This is a genomic window from Sphingobacterium thalpophilum (assembly GCF_038396785.1).
GTDB lineage: Bacteria > Bacteroidota > Bacteroidia > Sphingobacteriales > Sphingobacteriaceae > Sphingobacterium > Sphingobacterium thalpophilum_A.
The window spans coordinates 1,021,046-1,038,711 of sequence record NZ_CP151087.1 but is presented as its reverse complement, the minus strand read 5'-3'; the positions used below and the strand labels follow the sequence as shown (position 1 = coordinate 1,038,711).

At 42.7% G+C, this 17,666-nt stretch carries 14 protein-coding genes; 9 read left to right on the top strand and 5 right to left on the bottom strand.

The window, feature by feature from the left end:
* Nucleotides 1-162: 162 nt before the first annotated feature.
* From AACH28_RS04865 to AACH28_RS04850, 4 genes are all read left to right on the top strand, one after another.
* Nucleotides 163-1,020 (top strand): hemin ABC transporter substrate-binding protein, encoded by an 858-nt coding sequence (locus AACH28_RS04865; protein ID WP_075992430.1) that lies wholly within the window; start codon nucleotides 163-165, stop codon nucleotides 1,018-1,020.
* A 5-nt stretch (nucleotides 1,021-1,025) separates the two neighbouring features.
* Nucleotides 1,026-2,057, top strand: a complete 1,032-nt coding sequence (locus AACH28_RS04860; RefSeq protein WP_341832358.1) for an iron ABC transporter permease — start codon at nucleotides 1,026-1,028, stop codon at nucleotides 2,055-2,057.
* Nucleotides 2,058-2,090: 33 nt separating this feature from the next.
* Nucleotides 2,091-2,882 (top strand): heme ABC transporter ATP-binding protein, encoded by a 792-nt coding sequence (locus AACH28_RS04855; RefSeq protein ID WP_088161410.1) that lies wholly within the window; start codon nucleotides 2,091-2,093, stop codon nucleotides 2,880-2,882.
* A 91-nt stretch (nucleotides 2,883-2,973) separates the two neighbouring features.
* Entirely contained in the window at nucleotides 2,974-3,936 is a 963-nt protein-coding gene (locus AACH28_RS04850; protein ID WP_075992433.1) for an AraC family transcriptional regulator, read from the top strand.
* Between the two features lie 29 nt (nucleotides 3,937-3,965).
* Here the strand turns inward: AACH28_RS04850 and pdeM are convergent, their stop codons facing one another.
* The 4 genes from pdeM to AACH28_RS04830 are packed head-to-tail and all read right to left on the bottom strand — an operon-like array spanning nucleotide 3,966 to nucleotide 9,703.
* The gene (pdeM, locus tag AACH28_RS04845) at nucleotides 3,966-4,634 is read right to left on the bottom strand and encodes a ligase-associated DNA damage response endonuclease PdeM (RefSeq protein ID WP_075992434.1); all 669 of its coding nucleotides are present in this window, start codon (nucleotides 4,632-4,634) and stop codon (nucleotides 3,966-3,968) included.
* Nucleotides 4,631-7,093, bottom strand: coding sequence for a ligase-associated DNA damage response DEXH box helicase (locus AACH28_RS04840; RefSeq protein WP_341832357.1), 2,463 nt, complete (start codon nucleotides 7,091-7,093; stop codon nucleotides 4,631-4,633). The genes pdeM and AACH28_RS04840 overlap by 4 nt, the downstream gene beginning before the upstream one ends.
* Nucleotides 7,094-7,115: 22 nt before the next feature.
* Nucleotides 7,116-8,696 (bottom strand): ATP-dependent DNA ligase, encoded by a 1,581-nt coding sequence (locus AACH28_RS04835; protein ID WP_341832356.1) that lies wholly within the window; start codon nucleotides 8,694-8,696, stop codon nucleotides 7,116-7,118.
* An 8-nt stretch (nucleotides 8,697-8,704) separates the two neighbouring features.
* Nucleotides 8,705-9,703, bottom strand: a complete 999-nt coding sequence (locus AACH28_RS04830; RefSeq protein ID WP_336835105.1) for a ligase-associated DNA damage response exonuclease — start codon at nucleotides 9,701-9,703, stop codon at nucleotides 8,705-8,707.
* 142 nt (nucleotides 9,704-9,845) lie between these two features.
* Between AACH28_RS04830 and AACH28_RS04825 the strand changes: the two genes are divergently transcribed.
* The 5 genes from AACH28_RS04825 to AACH28_RS04805 all read left to right on the top strand — a co-directional run bounded on the left by AACH28_RS04825 (nucleotide 9,846) and on the right by AACH28_RS04805 (nucleotide 16,576).
* Nucleotides 9,846-11,330 carry an ATP-binding protein gene (locus tag AACH28_RS04825; RefSeq protein ID WP_341832355.1) on the top strand — a complete coding sequence of 495 codons (1,485 nt, stop codon included), beginning with the start codon at nucleotides 9,846-9,848 and terminating at the stop codon, nucleotides 11,328-11,330.
* Nucleotides 11,320-14,922 carry a response regulator gene (locus AACH28_RS04820; protein ID WP_341832354.1) on the top strand — a complete coding sequence of 1,201 codons (3,603 nt, stop codon included), beginning with the start codon at nucleotides 11,320-11,322 and terminating at the stop codon, nucleotides 14,920-14,922. The genes AACH28_RS04825 and AACH28_RS04820 overlap by 11 nt, the downstream gene beginning before the upstream one ends.
* A 13-nt stretch (nucleotides 14,923-14,935) precedes the next feature.
* Nucleotides 14,936-15,307 carry a response regulator gene (locus tag AACH28_RS04815; protein WP_341832353.1) on the top strand — a complete coding sequence of 124 codons (372 nt, stop codon included), beginning with the start codon at nucleotides 14,936-14,938 and terminating at the stop codon, nucleotides 15,305-15,307.
* Nucleotides 15,308-16,138 carry a protein-glutamate O-methyltransferase CheR gene (locus tag AACH28_RS04810; RefSeq protein WP_075992440.1) on the top strand — a complete coding sequence of 277 codons (831 nt, stop codon included), beginning with the start codon at nucleotides 15,308-15,310 and terminating at the stop codon, nucleotides 16,136-16,138.
* A gap of 72 nt (nucleotides 16,139-16,210) precedes the next feature.
* Nucleotides 16,211-16,576 carry a response regulator gene (locus AACH28_RS04805; protein WP_153847546.1) on the top strand — a complete coding sequence of 122 codons (366 nt, stop codon included), beginning with the start codon at nucleotides 16,211-16,213 and terminating at the stop codon, nucleotides 16,574-16,576.
* Between the two features lie 143 nt (nucleotides 16,577-16,719).
* Here AACH28_RS04805 and AACH28_RS04800 read toward each other — a convergent pair whose 3' ends face one another.
* Nucleotides 16,720-17,469, bottom strand: a complete 750-nt coding sequence (locus AACH28_RS04800) for an NrtR DNA-binding winged helix domain-containing protein (protein ID WP_248933716.1) — start codon at nucleotides 17,467-17,469, stop codon at nucleotides 16,720-16,722.
* Nucleotides 17,470-17,666: the final 197 nt, after the last annotated feature.

The window sequence follows — 17,666 nt, the reverse complement described above, 5'->3', positions numbered from 1 at the left end:
TGTTTTATAGTCTTTTTTACGTTGTGGTGTGCTATTCTAAAAGATTCGATATAATTTGTATTTAGACTGATTATTGATTTTTTTTGTACTCAAGTTGAACGGCGAGATGCGAAAACCATTCCTGGAAATCCGCTATCGCCATCATGGAGATAAAGAATTACGATGAGTAGATTTTATGTTGTTATACTGTGTTTTGTGATGCAAATCGGTGGATGGGCGACGGCACAGCAGAGAATCATTACGTTAAACAGTTCGTTGACCGAAACGATATACGGACTGGGAGTGGGCGAGCGCATGGTCGCTACCGATGTGACAAGTATATCGCCCAAAGCGGCTGCAGCCTTGCCGAGGGTAAGCAAGAATCGGTCGGTATCGGCCGAAGGTCTGTTATCTTTTAAACCAAGCATTGTTATTGCGAATGAAGGCGACGTATCCAAATCGGTCATTCAGCAGATTCGTGCGGCTGGTGTGAAGTTTGTCTCCATTAAACCAAACTATTCTGTTCCGGGTGCACTTCGTTACATCCAGGAGGTCGCAGATGCCGTCGGTGAATCTGCTGCCGGTAAAAATCTGGTTTCCCGCACGAAAGTAAGCTTGGATCATACTATGGAATTAGTAAAGAAGGAAAATCAGGGTAAAGCAGCACCCAAAGTATTGTTTTTATATGCCCGTGGTACAGGTACCATGAGTGTGGCAGGTAAGGGCAGTAGCTTGGATGCGATGATTAATCTGGCTGGTGGTAAAAATGCGGTCCAGGAATTTTCGGATTTCAAACCCTATACGACGGAAGCGCTGGTGCAGGCCAATCCAGATATTGTGTTGCTATTTGATTTTGGCGCGAGTAGTCTTGGCGGTGAGGATGCTATCCTCAAATTGCCGGGCATGCGTATTACGAATGCGGGTAAAAACGGCCGTATCTTGGTGATGAATGCCTCACTACTGGTAAATTTCAGTAACCGGCTGCCAGACGCAATCTTAGAATTGCACCGTGGATTTGGAAAAGTGATGGATTCAAAATAAAGCCGGTGCAAAAGAAACAGAAATTTATCCTATTGGCTTTGGGCCTGGTATTGGGTGTTGTAAGTATTGTTGCCTTGGGGATGGGGGCCTACCATATTCCGTCCGCTGATATCTTAACGATGTTGATGCAAAAATTGCACTTTGGGAGTGCCGAAGCTGTGCACAATATGCAAGGAGATGTTCTTTTTGAGATTCGTATGCCGCGTCTTTTGCTCGGACTTTTGGTGGGTGCAGCACTTGGTATATCGGGTGCTGCGATCCAGGGTATATTCCGCAACCCATTGGCAGAGCCAGGGTTGATCGGGATTTCTTCTGGAGCGTCCCTTTTTGCGGTACTGATTATTGCCTTTGAGACTTTTCTTTTCACCTCTTTAGCGGCCTGGATTGGATATTATATATTGGCTTTTGGTGCTTTTGTGGGCGCTGGTTTAACCACTTTTTTGGTTTACCGTATCGCCAGTAAAAATGGTCGTCCAAATGTGACGACGATGTTGTTGGCGGGTATTGCCATCAATGCCTTTGCTGGTGCGCTGACGGGTTTGATGACTTATATGTCGACGGAGCAACAGTTACGTACCATCACTTTTTGGATGCTGGGCAGTCTTGGCGGGGCTACTTGGGATAACCTAAGGGCGTTGGCTCCCTTTATTTTGATCCCGGTGCTGATCTTGCCTTTTTTTGGAAAGTCATTGAACGCTTTTTCACTCGGGGAGTTGCAGGCAGATCTTTTGGGTATGCGTACCGATCGCGTCAAACGCTGGGTGGTTGTCTTATCCACGCTTGCTGTGGGAGCATCCGTTGCGGTGTCGGGCATTATTGGTTTTGTGGGATTGATTGTTCCACATACAGTTCGCCTGATGGGTGGGGCGGATCACCGATTTGTGCTTCCTGGTTCATTACTATTAGGGGCACTGGTGTTGACATTGGCAGACGTGATTGCCCGGGTCGCCGTGGCACCCATCGAATTGCCCATTGGCGTGATTACGGCTTTACTGGGTACACCGGTATTCTTGTATATTTTAATCAAAGATAAATAGTCTTTTGGCAGAGGCTTAAAAAATAATCGCATTATGCTACGTGTAGAGAAGATCAACTACGAAGTGAACGGACGAAAGCTCCTGAAGGATATTACCTTTCAGGTGCGCAAAGGGGAAATCCTGGCAATCCTAGGAGCCAATGGCGCGGGTAAATCGACGCTGATGGGAGTGCTTTGTGGTGAAAAAAAGCCGGATTCTGGAGCTGTTCATCTCAATGGCAAGGCACTGTCGGCATACGAGCCTGCGGCTTTGGCCAAATGCAGAGCTCTACTGAGCCAGCAGCAACAGATGACATTGAGTTTTAGTGTAGAAGAGATTGTGCTGATGGGACGGTATCCGCATTATAAGAATAGTCCGAAGCAACAGGACTATAAGATCGTGGCCGAAACCATGGAACTTTGTGGGGTATCTGCTTTTGCTGAACGGGATTTTTTGAGCCTTTCTGGTGGTGAACAGCAGCGTGTTCATCTTGCACGGATCCTAGCGCAGGTATGGGATAATCCGGATGCGTTGTTGTTATTGGATGAACCGATTTCAGCATTGGATCTGCACTATCAGCAGAAAGTACTGGCCATTGCACGGGCACTTGCCCGAAAAGGATTTATGGTGGTGCTGATTGTGCACGACGTCAATTTTGCCGCCATGTATGCCGATCGTATTCTGATGCTCAAAAATGGCCGAAAGCTCTTTCATGGTACCCCGGTGGAGGTATTGGCCCAAAAGGAGATCTATACCATCTTTTCGGTCGAGTCCAATGTCATTATGAATCCAAGAACATTGAAACCCTATGTTCAGTTGGAGGAAATGGATATTGACTTGGATTAACTGTGTTATTTAGAAAGGTTATAAATAATTTTAGAATACCATCTTATTTCGTTAATTTTAACTGCTTCAGGCTTATTTAGGATTTGTAATCATGTTGGTGAAAAGTAAAATAGTAGAGTTGGCAGATTGGCTTTTTGAAGAAGAAATTCCGGATGGCTATGTTCCCGACAAACCTTTGGTCGAAAATAGGATATCCATATCCAAAGATCCTGTCCATATGGAGAATTTTCAGCTATCGACTTCAGGATTGTTTATCTTGCATTCGAAAATGCAGTTTGATCGGCCAGTGCAGGTGCTTACGGAGATCGAGGGCGAGACCATAACCAGCCAGTTTATCTTTTTTAAGCCGACAGATAGCAAATTGCCTTACGGCATGAGCCGGCATAATATACGCTACATTCCTTCGGTCAAATCCATTCATGAAGTGGAACCTGGTATTGAATACACATATTTTATAGCCGTTATTTCCAAAGAGTATTACCTCAATCTGATCAAACGCGATTCGTTATTGCATCAGCAATTTGTGCATGAGATCGAAAAGGGAGAGTATGTGTCATTTTCGGAGGAGGATCTGATGGCAACCTACGAGATGCAGCATACCATAACTGAGCTGATTGAATCTAAAAAGAAAGGGGAGATCCGTCGATTACATACGGAGTCACGTGTTGTTGAGCTGCTGATGTATCAGTTTGAGCAATACAATGAGAAAACGGAAAGCAGTGATTCGCTCTTTCATGAGGAGGATGTGCAGCGACTGGAGATGGCGCGACAGATTCTTGAACAGCGTATTGCCAATCCACCAACGCAAAAAGAACTGGCAGCAGAGGTGCTGACGAGTGAAAGTAAACTACGTAAGGACTTTAAGGAATATTTTTCAGTGACCATTCACGACTACCTCACACGGGTGCGTATGGAAAAAGCCAAAAGTTATCTACTCGAAGATAAAATGACGGTTTATGAGGTGGCCCTGTTGACGGGCTATGGTCATCAGAATAATTTTAGCAGTGCATTTAAAAAATATTATGGGATCTCGCCAGGTGAACTCAAAATGTAATGGTGAATTCAAAATGTCATAAAACGTTTTTATAATCTGTTTTTTTGGATGGGAAAGATCAGGTCATCTGTGATTGCATAACATTGATACGCTGTAGATAATTCCTTACTGTCTAGCCCTGTAAACTTACTAAATGCAGGCAGGATAATTTGATGATCAGAAACCATAAAACAGGGTAAGCGTAACTGCCGTCTCGGTGGTATGACAATACTGACTCCTGGATGCAGATGGCCGCTAATCCTGAAGGAAGATTGATCTTCCGCATCGATGGGGTGGTGTTTAAATTGTATCTGCTGCAGTTCAAAGATTTCGTCATGTTGGTGAATGTTAAATCGATCGGTCATTTGTTTCGACAGGCGATCATGGTTTCCTTTGACCAAGTGGAGGAGAAGCGTTGGATATCTCGTTTTGAATTGTTCCAATAGTAGCACTTCTTGATTGATACCTGCATGAACCAAATCTCCAACAACAATAACCTGAACGGGCTGATAATAATCCACTAGGCGCTCGAGTCGATTGAGATCGGCTATTGTGGTATCCATGGGGATTGCAATACCGTGCTTTCTGAAATGTGCTGCTTTGCCAAGATGCAGATCGGACAGAATCAATGTTTTTTCTGATTTCCAAAATATAGAGCGTTGATTGTTAAGGATTAATTGCTGCTTATTAAAGGTAATTGTTTGCTCTTTGATCTTCATTTTCTACGTTTCTTTTTTTGCATGTTGGCCTTTTCCATCCGTTGGATACGCTCGATCAGTGCTTCACTCGACAGCGACTGCCGCAGGCTATCGACCTTGATCGGAAAGCTCAGTGGCGTGTACTCTTCGACAAAGGTATAACGTATTTTACTGTTGTTTATCCTGTCGAATGCTTTTATTAAACGATATTCTTCCAATTGTTGGTTGAACACTTCGCTAAAAGCTTGTTTGAGGAGTAGGTTGCTCGGGTCGTGCTCCATTAATACCTTGAAAATAATTCCGGATGAAGCCTGTAGGGATTTATTGTTTTGCTGTGTACCCGGATAATTTTGAACCACCAACCCCGAAATGACAGCAATATCTCTAAATTTACGGCTGGCCATTTCTGCGGAGTTGATGCTGCTGATAACATCTTCCATCAGATTTTTACGGCTCAAGACCTCTTCGAGCTGTGATTGGCTCAGTTGGATGTCCTTGTCGGAATAGAGTTCAAAACCATAATCATTCATGGCCATAGAAAAACTGATGGGGTACAATTTGCTGATGCGATAGGCGACGAGCGCTGCCATGACCTCATGGATCAGTCTACCCTCCAAAGGGTAGAAAAAGAGATGATGTCCTTCTCTTGTTTTGATATGTTCGACAAGAAATTCCGCTTCGCTAGGCACGGCCGAAAGTTCGGTCTGTTTTTCGATCAATGGTGCCAGGAAATGAAGCTCTTTTTCACTGGAAGGAGCTCCTGTTGCTGCAGCCAATTTTTTACGAAGGAAATGGCTTAAATTGGACGATAAGGGAAGTCTACCCCCGAGCCAGCTTGGAGTAATGGCTTTACCCGACGAGTTTCTTACGAATACGGTCATTTCCTTGACCATCACAAGTTCCAGGACGCGTCCCGCAAGAATAAATCGCTCGCCTTTTTTGAGTTTACTGATAAAATATTCTTCGATCATGCCGATATAACCACCGGAGAGGAACTTCACGCGCATCATGGCGTCCCCTACAATAGCGCCTATATTGAGTCGATGCAGAAGTGCCAGGCGACGATTTTTGATGATCCATTTACCTTCTTCATCTTGGATAACCTTGTGAAATTCTTCGTAGCGTTTGCCAATTTTTCCCCCTGCGGTAATAAAATACATGCACCATTGCCATTCTTCCTGATCCATATAGCGAAAGGCATGGGTATTGGCGACGATCGCATGCAGTTCTTCCGAACGAAATCCCCCACCCAGGGCGATGGTTACCATGAATTGAACAAGCACATCGAAAGTTTGAACCATAGGGTCCCGGTTTTCGATCGTCTGCGTTTTTACAGCCTCCTTCAGTGCGGCGACCTCGATGAGCTCCAGGGAGTGCGTAGGGACGAAATAAATCGTAGAGGTTTCGAAAGGGCTATGGCCGCTTCTTCCAGCGCGTTGCATAAACCGGGCTACACCTTTACTCGAGCCAATCTGGATGACTGTATCAACGGGTTTGAAATCTACCCCTAAGTCCAAGGAAGAGGTCGACACGACTGCTTTAAGTTTGCCGCTGCTGAGATTATCTTCGATCCATTCGCGGATATTGGCATCAATAGAGCTGTGGTGTAAGGCAATTTGTCCGGCAAAATCTGGATGTGCCTGTAAAAGGAGCTGATACCACATTTCGCTTTGGCTGCGTGTGTTGGTAAATAGGATTGTGCTTTTGCTCTGGAGTATAATGGGGACGACCTGGTCCGCTAGGTTGCCACCGAGGTGTCCTGCCCAGGGCAATAGTTCCACTTTGCTGGGGTAAATTGGTTTGATCGCTATCTTCTTTTTCTCTTTAGCGACAATTTGGATACGTTTTTTTTCTGTTGGCAACAGAACCTCCATAGCTTCCTCGAGATTGCCTATGGTGGCAGTGATCCCCCAAACGCGCATCTTTTTATAGTGCGATTTGAGGAAGGCGAGCGCCAGTTCGACCATAACACCACGTTTGTTGCCCATCAGTTCATGCCATTCGTCTACCGTGATACACCGGAGATTTTTGAAATACTTATCCCGTTGTTTTTGTGCGAGCAGCAAATGAAGACTTTCGGGAGTGACGAGCAGAATATCGGGCATCGATCGCGTCTGTTGCGCTTTTACTTTCGGATTGGTGTCGCCATTGCGAACCTGAACGACCCAGTCCAGCCCAATATCGTCTATGGCCTTTTGCATTGCTCGTGCAAGATCTTTAGCCAATGAGCGTAAGGGTGTTACCCAAAGTAGCTTCAAACCCTTTTGGTGCTGATCCGGGTTATTAAGAAAGTCTATCAGTACCGCCATAAATAACGAAAAGGTTTTTCCAAATCCTGTTGGTGCAATAACTAGTCCGCTATATCCCTGCGCGTATTTCTCCCAGGCCTTGGTCTGAAAGCTAAAGGGAACATTTCCCTGGGATTCGAAATAATTGTTGACAATTCGAAATCCTTCACTATGTGCTATCTTCTCGTTCACGCTGTTTTATCGTCTCAAATTTTTATTGAATCAATTGTTTTATATCGTCAAGGGTGTCGATCTCTGCCGCTGTTTTGTCCTTTCGCCAGCGTAAAATCCTTGGGAAGCGTAATGCTACGCCAGATTTGTGTCTTTTGCTGTATCCTATCCCTTCAAAGGCAATCTCAAAGACAAGTTCGGGTCTAACCGTGCGGACGGGGCCAAATTTTTCCAGTGAATTTTGTTTGACAAACCGGCTTACTTCAAGGATTTCTTTGTCTGTAAGTCCCGAATAGGCTTTAGCGATCGTGACCAACTGATCGCCATCTTTTACGGCAAAGGTATAATCTGTGTAATGTGCACTCCGGCGACCGCTACCTTTTTGTGCGTAGATGAGTACAGCATCTATACTCATCGGATTGACTTTCCACTTCCACCAGCCTCCTTTTTTGCGACCGGCGTAATAAGGTGAGTCCATTTTCTTGAGCATGATGCCCTCACTGTTAAGCTCGCGTGCTGCAGTTTGGATTTGTTGAAGGGCTGTCCAGTCCTCGGCATGTATCAACGGTGATAGTTTTAATACGGTACCCGGATTGGCTGCATAAAGTTCTTCCAGCTGTACACGCCTGTATGCAAGTGGCTCCTGGCGGAGATCTATTCCATTCAGTTCCAAGAGATCATAAAGGTAGATTGCAATAGGTACTTCCTCACGCAAAGCTTTTGGGATTGTTTTGCGATTGATCCGTTTTTGTAGTTCGGAAAAGTTAAGTACACGGCCGTCTTTAACCGCGAGAATCTCTCCATCGAGCACAAAGCTTCCGCTCCATTGACTGAGGGCTGCAGTAATTTCGGGAAACTGGGCTGTAACAAGTTCTTCCCCGCGTGACCAGATGTGTATGTCTCCGCTGCGCTTGATAAGCTGGCCGCGTATTCCATCCCATTTATATTCGACTTGCCATGTTTTAATTGACCCTAGTTCTTCCGGTTCTTTTTCAATAGGATAGGCGAGGCAGAAAGGATAAGGTTTGGAAAGATTGGTATCACTATACGTTCCATGAATAAGTTTTTCAAATTCGACTTCATGTGGATTCCAATCGCCCATGATGCTGTGCGCTACCGCACTCGCCTCAGTACCTGTATATTGAGCAAGGGCATTGATTAAGCCTTTTGCTGAAATGCCCAAACGGAAGCTTCCGCCCAGAAGTTTGTTAAAAATAAAGCGCTCGACGGTGCTTAGCCCGTTCCAGGATCGAAGAACGAAAGCTTTTTTCTCTGCAATGGATGCATTTTGTAAGGCAATGATTTCATCCATCCAGTCGCTAAGGCTTTTTTCTATCAGTTGCGATGCCGATGGCAAAAGTAGAGCCAAGGTTTCGGATAGATCACCTACGGCAGCATAGGATTCAATAAATAACCATTCGGGAATTTCTGTTGTTTCTAAAGTCCAGGTTTTGAGGTCTTTAACCGCTATACTCCGTTTCGGTCTTTTCCCCGTCATCAAAGCGAGGAACCAAAGTTTATCTTTGTCAGAGGCTTCCCTGAAAAAATGCAAAACAGCCTCTTTTTTCAAATTGGTCTTGTTGCTGCTGTCGAGAGCATGTATCAATGTTGCAAATTCTTTCATAAGCTATCTTAAGTCGTTTGGACTTGGGGATCTTCTTCATCACCATACTGTGTGGTGACCTCTTCCGCTTCAATGCCGATTTCATTGAGATATTTGGCAAAGGTAGCTGTTTGCCCATGGGTCACATATACTTTTTCGGCCGAACTGCTACGTACTGCTTGCAATAAACCTGACCAGTCGGCGTGGTCACTGATCGCAAAACCAGCATCTGCGCTGCGCCATCGTCGCGCCCCACGGATTTGCATCCAGCCCGAACAGATGGCATAGGCAACATTGGGTATTTTTTGAAGGAGCTGGCTGTCCAGCAGTGCTGGCGGAAGCAATACAATCTGCTTGTCTAGTTCTTTTGGAGCTGATTTTACGTCCGCAATCTGATAGGGTGGTAGTTTTACACCTGCCTGGCTGTAGGCCTCATTTAATTTAGCAATACTGTAATGTACATATACTGGACCCATTTCATGTACAGCATTTAGAATACGCTGCGATTTTCCAAGCGAATACCCTATAAATACGGATGTCTTATGATTGCTTTGGTTGTTCTTAATCCAAGATTGCAGTCGTTCATTTTGTACCGCTACAGACTCCCATCGATAAATAGGAAGACCGAAAGTACTTTCTGTAATGAGCTCATGGCATTTCATCGGCTCAAATGGTGTACATAAGCCATCCTCCTGAATTTTGTAATCGCCAGTAAATACGACGACTTTACCTTTATACTCCAGGCGAATCTGGGCAGAACCAATGATATGTCCGGCGGGGTGCAGGGAAACTCTGACACCATTGATGTGGACAGGTTCATTGTAAGCGATTCCCTGGATTTGAATATCTGGACCGATCCGGCTCCGAAGTATATTGACTGTGAAATGATGACAGAGGTACTTCTTCATTCCCCAGTGGGCATGATCTGCATGGCCATGAGAAATAACAGCCAAATCAACAGGCTTCCATGGGTCGAGATAAAACTTACCAGGAATGCAGTATATGCCTTTTGATGTAAAACGTATCATATTTGTTAAAACAGGCTTTGACAGACTAAAGTTTTACTTATTTCATGCGCTTTTTTTTGCCAGCGGTTTTCCGCAATTCGATTGGTGGTATTCAGTTAATTTTTTTAGATTTGTTAACCTTGATGCTAAGTTTTAATACACTATGATATTAATTGTTGATGATAATCCGGATAATATTTACTCTTTGCAAAAATTACTGGAATCCAAAAATTTTAAAGTTGATACCGCTCAATCAGGGGAAGAAGCTTTAAAAAAGATCTTAAAATATAATTATGCATTAATCATATTGGATGTTCAGATGCCAGATATGGATGGCTTTGAAGTCGCTGAAAATATAGCGGGATTTAGCAAAACAAAGGAAACTCCGATCATATTTTTGTCTGCTGTAAATACGGATAAACGCTTTATCACCAAGGGTTATGATTCGGGTGGATTGGATTATGTGACCAAGCCTGTGGATCCCGACATCCTGATGTTGAAAGTTAAGACATTTTATCGGCTGTATGAACAGACCCAAGCGCTTAAAGATATTCAACAAACTTTAGAACTTGAGGTAGAACGGCGCAAGCAGGCACAGCAGGAACTGCGGTCTAAGGTGGACTATTTGCATACGCTTTTGGAGTCTTTGCCTCAAATTGCTTTTACCTGTGACAGTGCAGGAAATATTGATTTTGTGAATGGTCGCTGGTTTCAGTTTTCTGATGATGCCTCAAAATTCCCACAGATCTATCCTGGCGATCAATCAATCGAAAAAGAGCTTCAAGCGAGTCTTCGTTCTGGAGAACCCTTGGAAATGGAAGTACGTATCCAAAGGAGGCCATGTGGGGAATACCTATATCAGCTTTTGCGTGTGTGGCCAATTTTGGAGAATGGAGCGAGTAAGTGGGTCGGGACTTTTACAGATATCGATGCACAAAAAAAAGCGGAAAAGGAAAAAGATGAGTTCCTGAGTATCGCGAGTCACGAGTTGAAAACACCTTTAACAAGTATTAAAGCGTATATGCAATTGCTCGACCGTAAACTTAAGTTGGAGGAGGAAAGTGCTGAGGCAAAGTATGTTACCCGGGTTCAGGGCCAAGTTGACAAACTCAACAGTCTTATTTCTGATCTTTTGGATCTGTCAAAGATCGATAATGGGAAGCTGCTGATCAATAAAAAGGTATTTTCTCTCGAGCATATGGTCAAGAGTGCCGTGGACTCCATTGTTCAAACGCATGACCAAAGCAGTATGAAGCTTCTCCGGCAAGGGGATATTACGGACGTACAGATTTATGGTGATGAGATCCGTCTAGAGCAGGTGTTGGTTAATTTTTTGACGAATGCATATAAATATGCTGCTGGAACTGAAAAAGTAATTGTTGACTGCTCTATTGAAGACAGCAACGTGAAAATAAGTGTAATAGATTTTGGGATCGGCATTCCAGAAGAGAAGCAAGGTGATGTGTTTGAGAAATTTTATCGTGTGGAAGAAACGTCGTTCGATTTTCAGGGGCTTGGGATAGGACTTTATATCTGTGCTGAAATTATTCGCGCCCATCATGGAACCATTGCTGTGGAAAGTTCGGGTGGACAAGGGGCGACATTTTATTTTACCTTACCTTTAAATTTACCTCTAAATGCCAAATAGTAAGACACTCAATAATCTAACGGTCGGAATAGGTTTTTCCTTAGTCATATTGCTGATAAGTTCTACTGCATCTTATGTTGGTATTCAGGAACAAAATAAATACCGTGAGGAGCTTGGTGTGACAAGGAAGATTATCAGTACATCCAATAATTTACTCAATGCATTACAAGGAGCTGAGACAGGAAACCGGGGTTTTCTTCTGACCGGAAAGGAAAGCTATTTAGAACCTTTTAATAAAGCATTAGAAAGCTTGCCCACAGAATTAAAGGCTATAGAGACGCTGACCAGGATGGATCCGGTGCAAAAAGTTCGTGTTGATAGTCTGTTAACTGCTGCGCAATGGCGAATAGAAGTCTTAAAGGAGGCCGTCGATACTAAAAGAAACGGTGGTGTGGTTAGCTTGGCTCAGTTGGATGTTAGTAAATCGGCTATGGATAAATGTCGCACGATTATTAATGACATTATCCAAAATGAAGACGATACAATCAATCAGAAATCTACCAATCTGGACAATTCGTCGTTTATCACGACACTTTTTATCGTTATCAGTGCATTGCTTTCTCTCATTATTACCAGCTATTTTTATTTCAGGTTACGGGCAGATTTCAAAAAGCGCGCTTTGCTAGAAAAATCACTTCGTGACAAGGATGAAGCGATTTCAAGACGATTAAATCTCGTTCAAAAAATAACCAATCGCATCGCATTGGGGGAATATGACGTCAAAGCAGAAGAGGTAGAGGATGATGATTTGGGAGCAATAGCCAAATCGGTCAACCGAATGTCCAAATCGTTGAAGAAATCTTTTGACCAACTTAAAGATAACGACTGGTTGCATGCCGGTTATGCAAAACTCTATACTGGGTTGGTGGGGAATAAGAGTGAAGAAACGATTGCGGTCGATTCTATCAAAACCCTGATCGGATATATGGGGGCTGTTAGTGGTGCAATCTATATCTTTAATAATGAAAGGTTGGAGCTGGCAGGAACGTATGGACTGGATAAACAGGTACAAAAATATTTTTTACCTGGCGAAGGATATATCGGTCAGGTATTTACGGATCGTGAACCAAAGACCTTGAATAATTTAAATACGGCAGACTATCTCGTGAGTTTTGCCAACGGAAAAATCAATGTACCTCATATTCAGCTTTTACCAATGCTGGTTGATGATCAGGTGCTGGGTGTATTGGAGGTTGGTCAAATGGAGAGTTTTACTGCAGTGGAAAAGACATTTTTGACTGAATGTTCCCGACAGATTGGGATTGCACTAGTTTCAGCAAAAGGAAGGGCGAAAATCCAGACCTTATTGGAGGAAACACAGGTGCAATCTGAAGAGCTATTAACCCAACATGCCGAGCTTGAAAGCTTAAATACTGAATTGGAGGCGCAAACATTGCGTTTGCAATCTTCGGAGGAAGAACTTAAAGTGCAGCATGAGGAACTGATGCAGTCCAATCAAGAGCTGGAGGAGCGCTCGCGTTTGCTTGAGGATAAGAATCTGATGATTGCGGAAAGGAATCAGGAGATCCAACAAAAAGCTGAGGAGCTGGCGCTAAGTACCAAATATAAGTCGGAATTTTTGGCTAATATGTCCCATGAACTTCGTACGCCACTCAACTCGATCTTATTATTGTCGCGCTTATTGTCCGAGAATGTGGAGGAAAATCTGAATTCAGATCAGATTGAGTCAGCCAAAGTTATACAAAGTTCGGGAACAAGTTTGCTCACATTGATTGATGAGATTCTGGATCTTTCCAAAATTGAATCCGGTAAGATGACTTTGGATTATGCGTCGTTGGATCTGAATGATATTTTGTTGGATTTGAATAGTCTGTTTTCGCCTCTTGTACAGGAAAAGGGTTTGATTTTCAAAACGAGTATCAGTGATTCGGTCAATCTGAGCTTTCAAGGTGATCGTTTGCGGATAGATCAAGTACTACGGAATCTAATTTCTAATGCCATTAAATTTACCAAAGAAGGCGAAGTACGTCTGGAAATCTATGAAGATCCAAGCGATAGTGATCGATTGGTGTTCGCTGTAGTCGATTCGGGTATTGGTATACCATTTGAAAAGCAGAAAATTATTTTTGAAGCCTTTCAACAAGCTGATGGCTCAACCAGAAGGAAGTTTGGTGGTACTGGATTGGGGCTTTCCATTAGCCGCGAGATCGCGCGCTTACTCGGTGGAGAGATCCGGTTGGAAAGCGAAGTAGGCAAAGGCAGTACGTTTTTGTTTATTATTCCGAAGTCGAAAGTTGAAGTCAAAGAGATATTGACCAAGGAGCAGCAATTGGTTGAGGAGATATCTTCGGAAGTAGAAGAGGTCATTGAGATTGTTAAAGAAGATAGTTATAATCCGGTCACGATTAAGATACCGGAGGAGGTTCCAGATGATCGGGATACGGTTGTAGAAGGGGATAAGGTGATTTTGATTGTGGAGGATGATATTAATTTTGCCAAGGCACTCTTGAAGTATACCCATACGCAAAACTATAAAGGTGTAGTTGTTGTGCGTGGTGACCATGCACTCCCAGCCGCTGAAAAATATCACCCCGTTGCTGTTTTGCTCGATATTCAATTGCCAATTATGGATGGATGGGCTGTCATGGATCAATTGAAGGGCAATAAGGCTACGCGGCATATTCCGGTTCATATTATGTCTTCGCTTGAGGTGAAGAAAGAAAGTTTGTTAAAAGGAGCGATCGATTTTATTAATAAGCCTGTTGCGTTAGAACAAATGACTTCGGTATTCCAAAGAATTGAATCGGCGTTAAGTCGTTCGCCGAAGAAGGTGCTTATTGTTGAAGAAAATCCAAAGCATGCAAGTGCATTGTCTTATTTCTTAAGTAGTTTTAATATATCACTTGAAGTAAAAGATAATGTAGAGGATAGCATTACAGCTTTACGTACAGCGGATGTGGACTGTGTGATTTTGGACATGGGAGTACCTGATGAAATGGGCTACCATACGTTGGAAGCAATCAAACAACATGAAGGACTGGAGAACTTGCCGATCATTATCTTTACAGGCAAGAATTTGTCCAAGGCTGAAGAGTTGAAAATTAAAAAATATGCAGACTCAGTTGTTGTAAAGACGGCTCATTCTTATCAACGGATTCTGGATGAGGTAGGGCTGTTTCTTCATTTGATTGAGGTTAATAATTCAGACGACGCTAGGAGGAAGAACAATGGGCTTGGAGCTTTGACCGACGTATTAAAGGGCAAGAAGGTTCTTGTCGCTGATGATGACGTTAGGAATATCTTCTCGATGACCAAAGCATTGGAGAAATTTCAAGTGAAGGTAATTCCCGCGATGGATGGTAAAGAAGCGTTGGAAGTATTAATGTCCGGAGAACCCATTGATATTGTACTGATGGATATGATGATGCCTGAGATGGATGGTTATGAGACGATTAAGAATATCAGACAACATGCTGACTATGCAAGATTACCAATTATCGCTGTTACGGCAAAGTCGATGATCGGGGATCGTGAAAAGTGTATTCAGGCAGGAGCTTCGGATTATATCTCGAAGCCGGTGGACATCGACCAACTCTTGTCTTTATTGCGTGTGTGGTTATATGAAAATTGAGGACAACTGATATATGGATCAACATAAGGTAATATTAATTGTGGACGACGATCAACGCAATATTTTTGCATTGCGTTTGACGTTAAAAGCTAAGGGATATCAGGTGTTGAGCAGCACAAGTGCGAGCGAGGCTATTGAGATCTTGGAGGCGAATAAAGGTGTGGCGTTGATATTGATGGATATGATGATGCCTGAAATTGATGGCTATGAGACGATTCAGCTAATTCGCAATTCGAGTTTTATAGGCAAAATTCCGGTTATTGCCGTGACGGCTCAAGCGATGAGTGGAGATCGGGAGAAATGCTTGGAAGCTGGAGCCCAGTCGTATGTCTCGAAGCCGATTGATGTGGATAAATTGATGGGTGAAATTGAACGGTTAATCTAAATGTTGGGCTATAGTATCATAAAAGACCATGAAATAGATATTTTGCTTGAAGATATCTATCGAGACTACGGGTATGATTTTTTGCAGTATAGCCGTGCCTCGATGAAGAGGCGGATTAATCGGCTTATGACGAATGACCGTTTGGCAAGCTTTGCCGAACTTCGCTTTGTATTAAAGGACAATCCTGCATTTTTGCAACACTTTGTAGAAGAGATTACCGTTAACTTAACTGAGATGTTTCGGGATCCTTTATTCTTTCGTCAGCTACGGGAGGAAATTCTACCACAATTGGGCACATACCCGTTGATCCGTGTGTGGATTGCTGGTTGCTCCACAGGAGAGGAAGCTTACTCGATGTCCATTTTGCTAAAAGAGGCCAATTTGTATCACAAGTCATTGATATATGCAACGGATATTAATCCACGGGTACTTGATATTGCCCGGAATGGTGTATATCCATTGAGCCAGATAAAATCTTTCTCTGAGAATTACATAGAATCTGGAGGAAAACAGGATTTTTCGAAATATTATACAGCAAATTATGAATGGGCGAAATTCAATGCCGATCTAAAGCAAAAAATGATTTTATCTACCCATAATCTGGTATCTGATACCTCATTTAATAGCTTTCAATTAATCCTTTGTCGTAATGTCTTGATCTATTTTAATAAGGACTTGCAAGAGCGTGTCTTTAAATTATTTGATGCGAGTCTAGAAAATTTAGGATATTTGGCATTAGGTAGTAAAGAAACCATACGATTTTCAGGTATTCAACATAACTTTACACCTGTAGGGGATCAAAAAATTTGGAAAAAACTTTATACCTTATAGGGGGGGGGCAGGCAGACGTGAATCATTTTGTGTCTGATGTAAAACAATGAGGGTATACATAAACTATTTTATATGAGTAAAGCAAAAACGGTATTGATATTTGAGGACGATACCATTATTTTGGAGGTTATAACGGTTGTTTTGACAGATTTAGGGTTCCATGTTGAAGTTTCCGAAACTTCACATGATATTATCCAAAAGGTGGAATCTGCAGAGCCCAACCTTATCTTAATGGATAACTGGATTCCAAACATAGGTGGTGTTGAAGCGACTAGATTGCTTAAATCAGATAAGCGTTTTAGCCATATTCCCGTAATATACGTATCGGCAAACAACGATATTCAATCCCTAGCAGATCGTGCCGGAGCGGATGATTTTTTATCTAAACCTTTTGATTTGGAAGATTTGGAAAATATTGTCAATAAATATATTGTATAGATCAATTGTAAAGGTTGGACTTCTGTACTGCGCATCTCAGTTTCTTGCGGGTTAGTTTAGCCGATGGTAGAATGTTGGCCTGTGTCAGCGGTGACTAGGCTGTAGTGTATTATAAATTTGGTGTCAAAGTGTTGGTGATTGTACTACCAGGTATTTAAACCTTCCTGTAAGATATTCTTGTAGGTTTCCACGTTGAACTTATAGAGGTCGGGAGCTTTGTGGGCTCCGCCTTTCCGTTGTTCGTCAAGTTTTTGAAGGATGCCCATGTTTTTCATTTTACGATAAAAATTGCCTCGATTAAGTTTTTTACCAAGTACTGTTTCATAGAGCCCTTGCAAGTCGGACAGTGTAAACTTGTCTGGTAGTAAATTGTATCCTATTGGTTTGTAAGAAAGCCGTTCGCGAAGAGTCCGAAGAGCCTTGCTGATGATTTTGCGGTGGTCCATGGTGATATTAAGTTCAGTGATGTCCTTAAAGTCGATCCACTGGCAGGTCTCACTTAAGGAATCAGGTTGAGGAACAACATGTTTGTAATTTACCAGCGCGTAGTAACCAATTGAAATAAAACGCTGTTTGTTCCACAGTGTGTCGGGGTAATCTGCAAAGGATTGCTGGCTGCGCTGTGGGTTTCCAAATACAGCAAATTCTTCCAAGAAGATATCCTTTACACCCGAGCGTTCATAAAGTACACGTTTGACCGCTTCGTCAGTATCCTCCTCTTTCCCCACATAGCCTCCAGGAAGAAACCACTCTTTATTGTAGTTCATTTTTAGTAAAAGGATTCTCAAAGAACCTTGGTCGAAGCCAAAGACGACGGTGTCTACAGAAATGTGAGGTAGAAATTTTTCATAACTCTCTGCCGATGCGTTAATAATCTGTGTTCTGAAATCCATGTACTTTCTGTCTTTGGGTTAATATTACAAAAAAATATCTCAATGGGAGGCAAGTTGGCCGATAAAAGTCGAACAATTCCTTGTGTCAAAAATTACATTAGGGGCTTTTTTGTTAAATCAATAGATTGATAGTTAGCTTTTTGTGTTATTTCGTTGATTTTATTTTGTATTTGAACAAAAAGGTTGTACAATTGTAT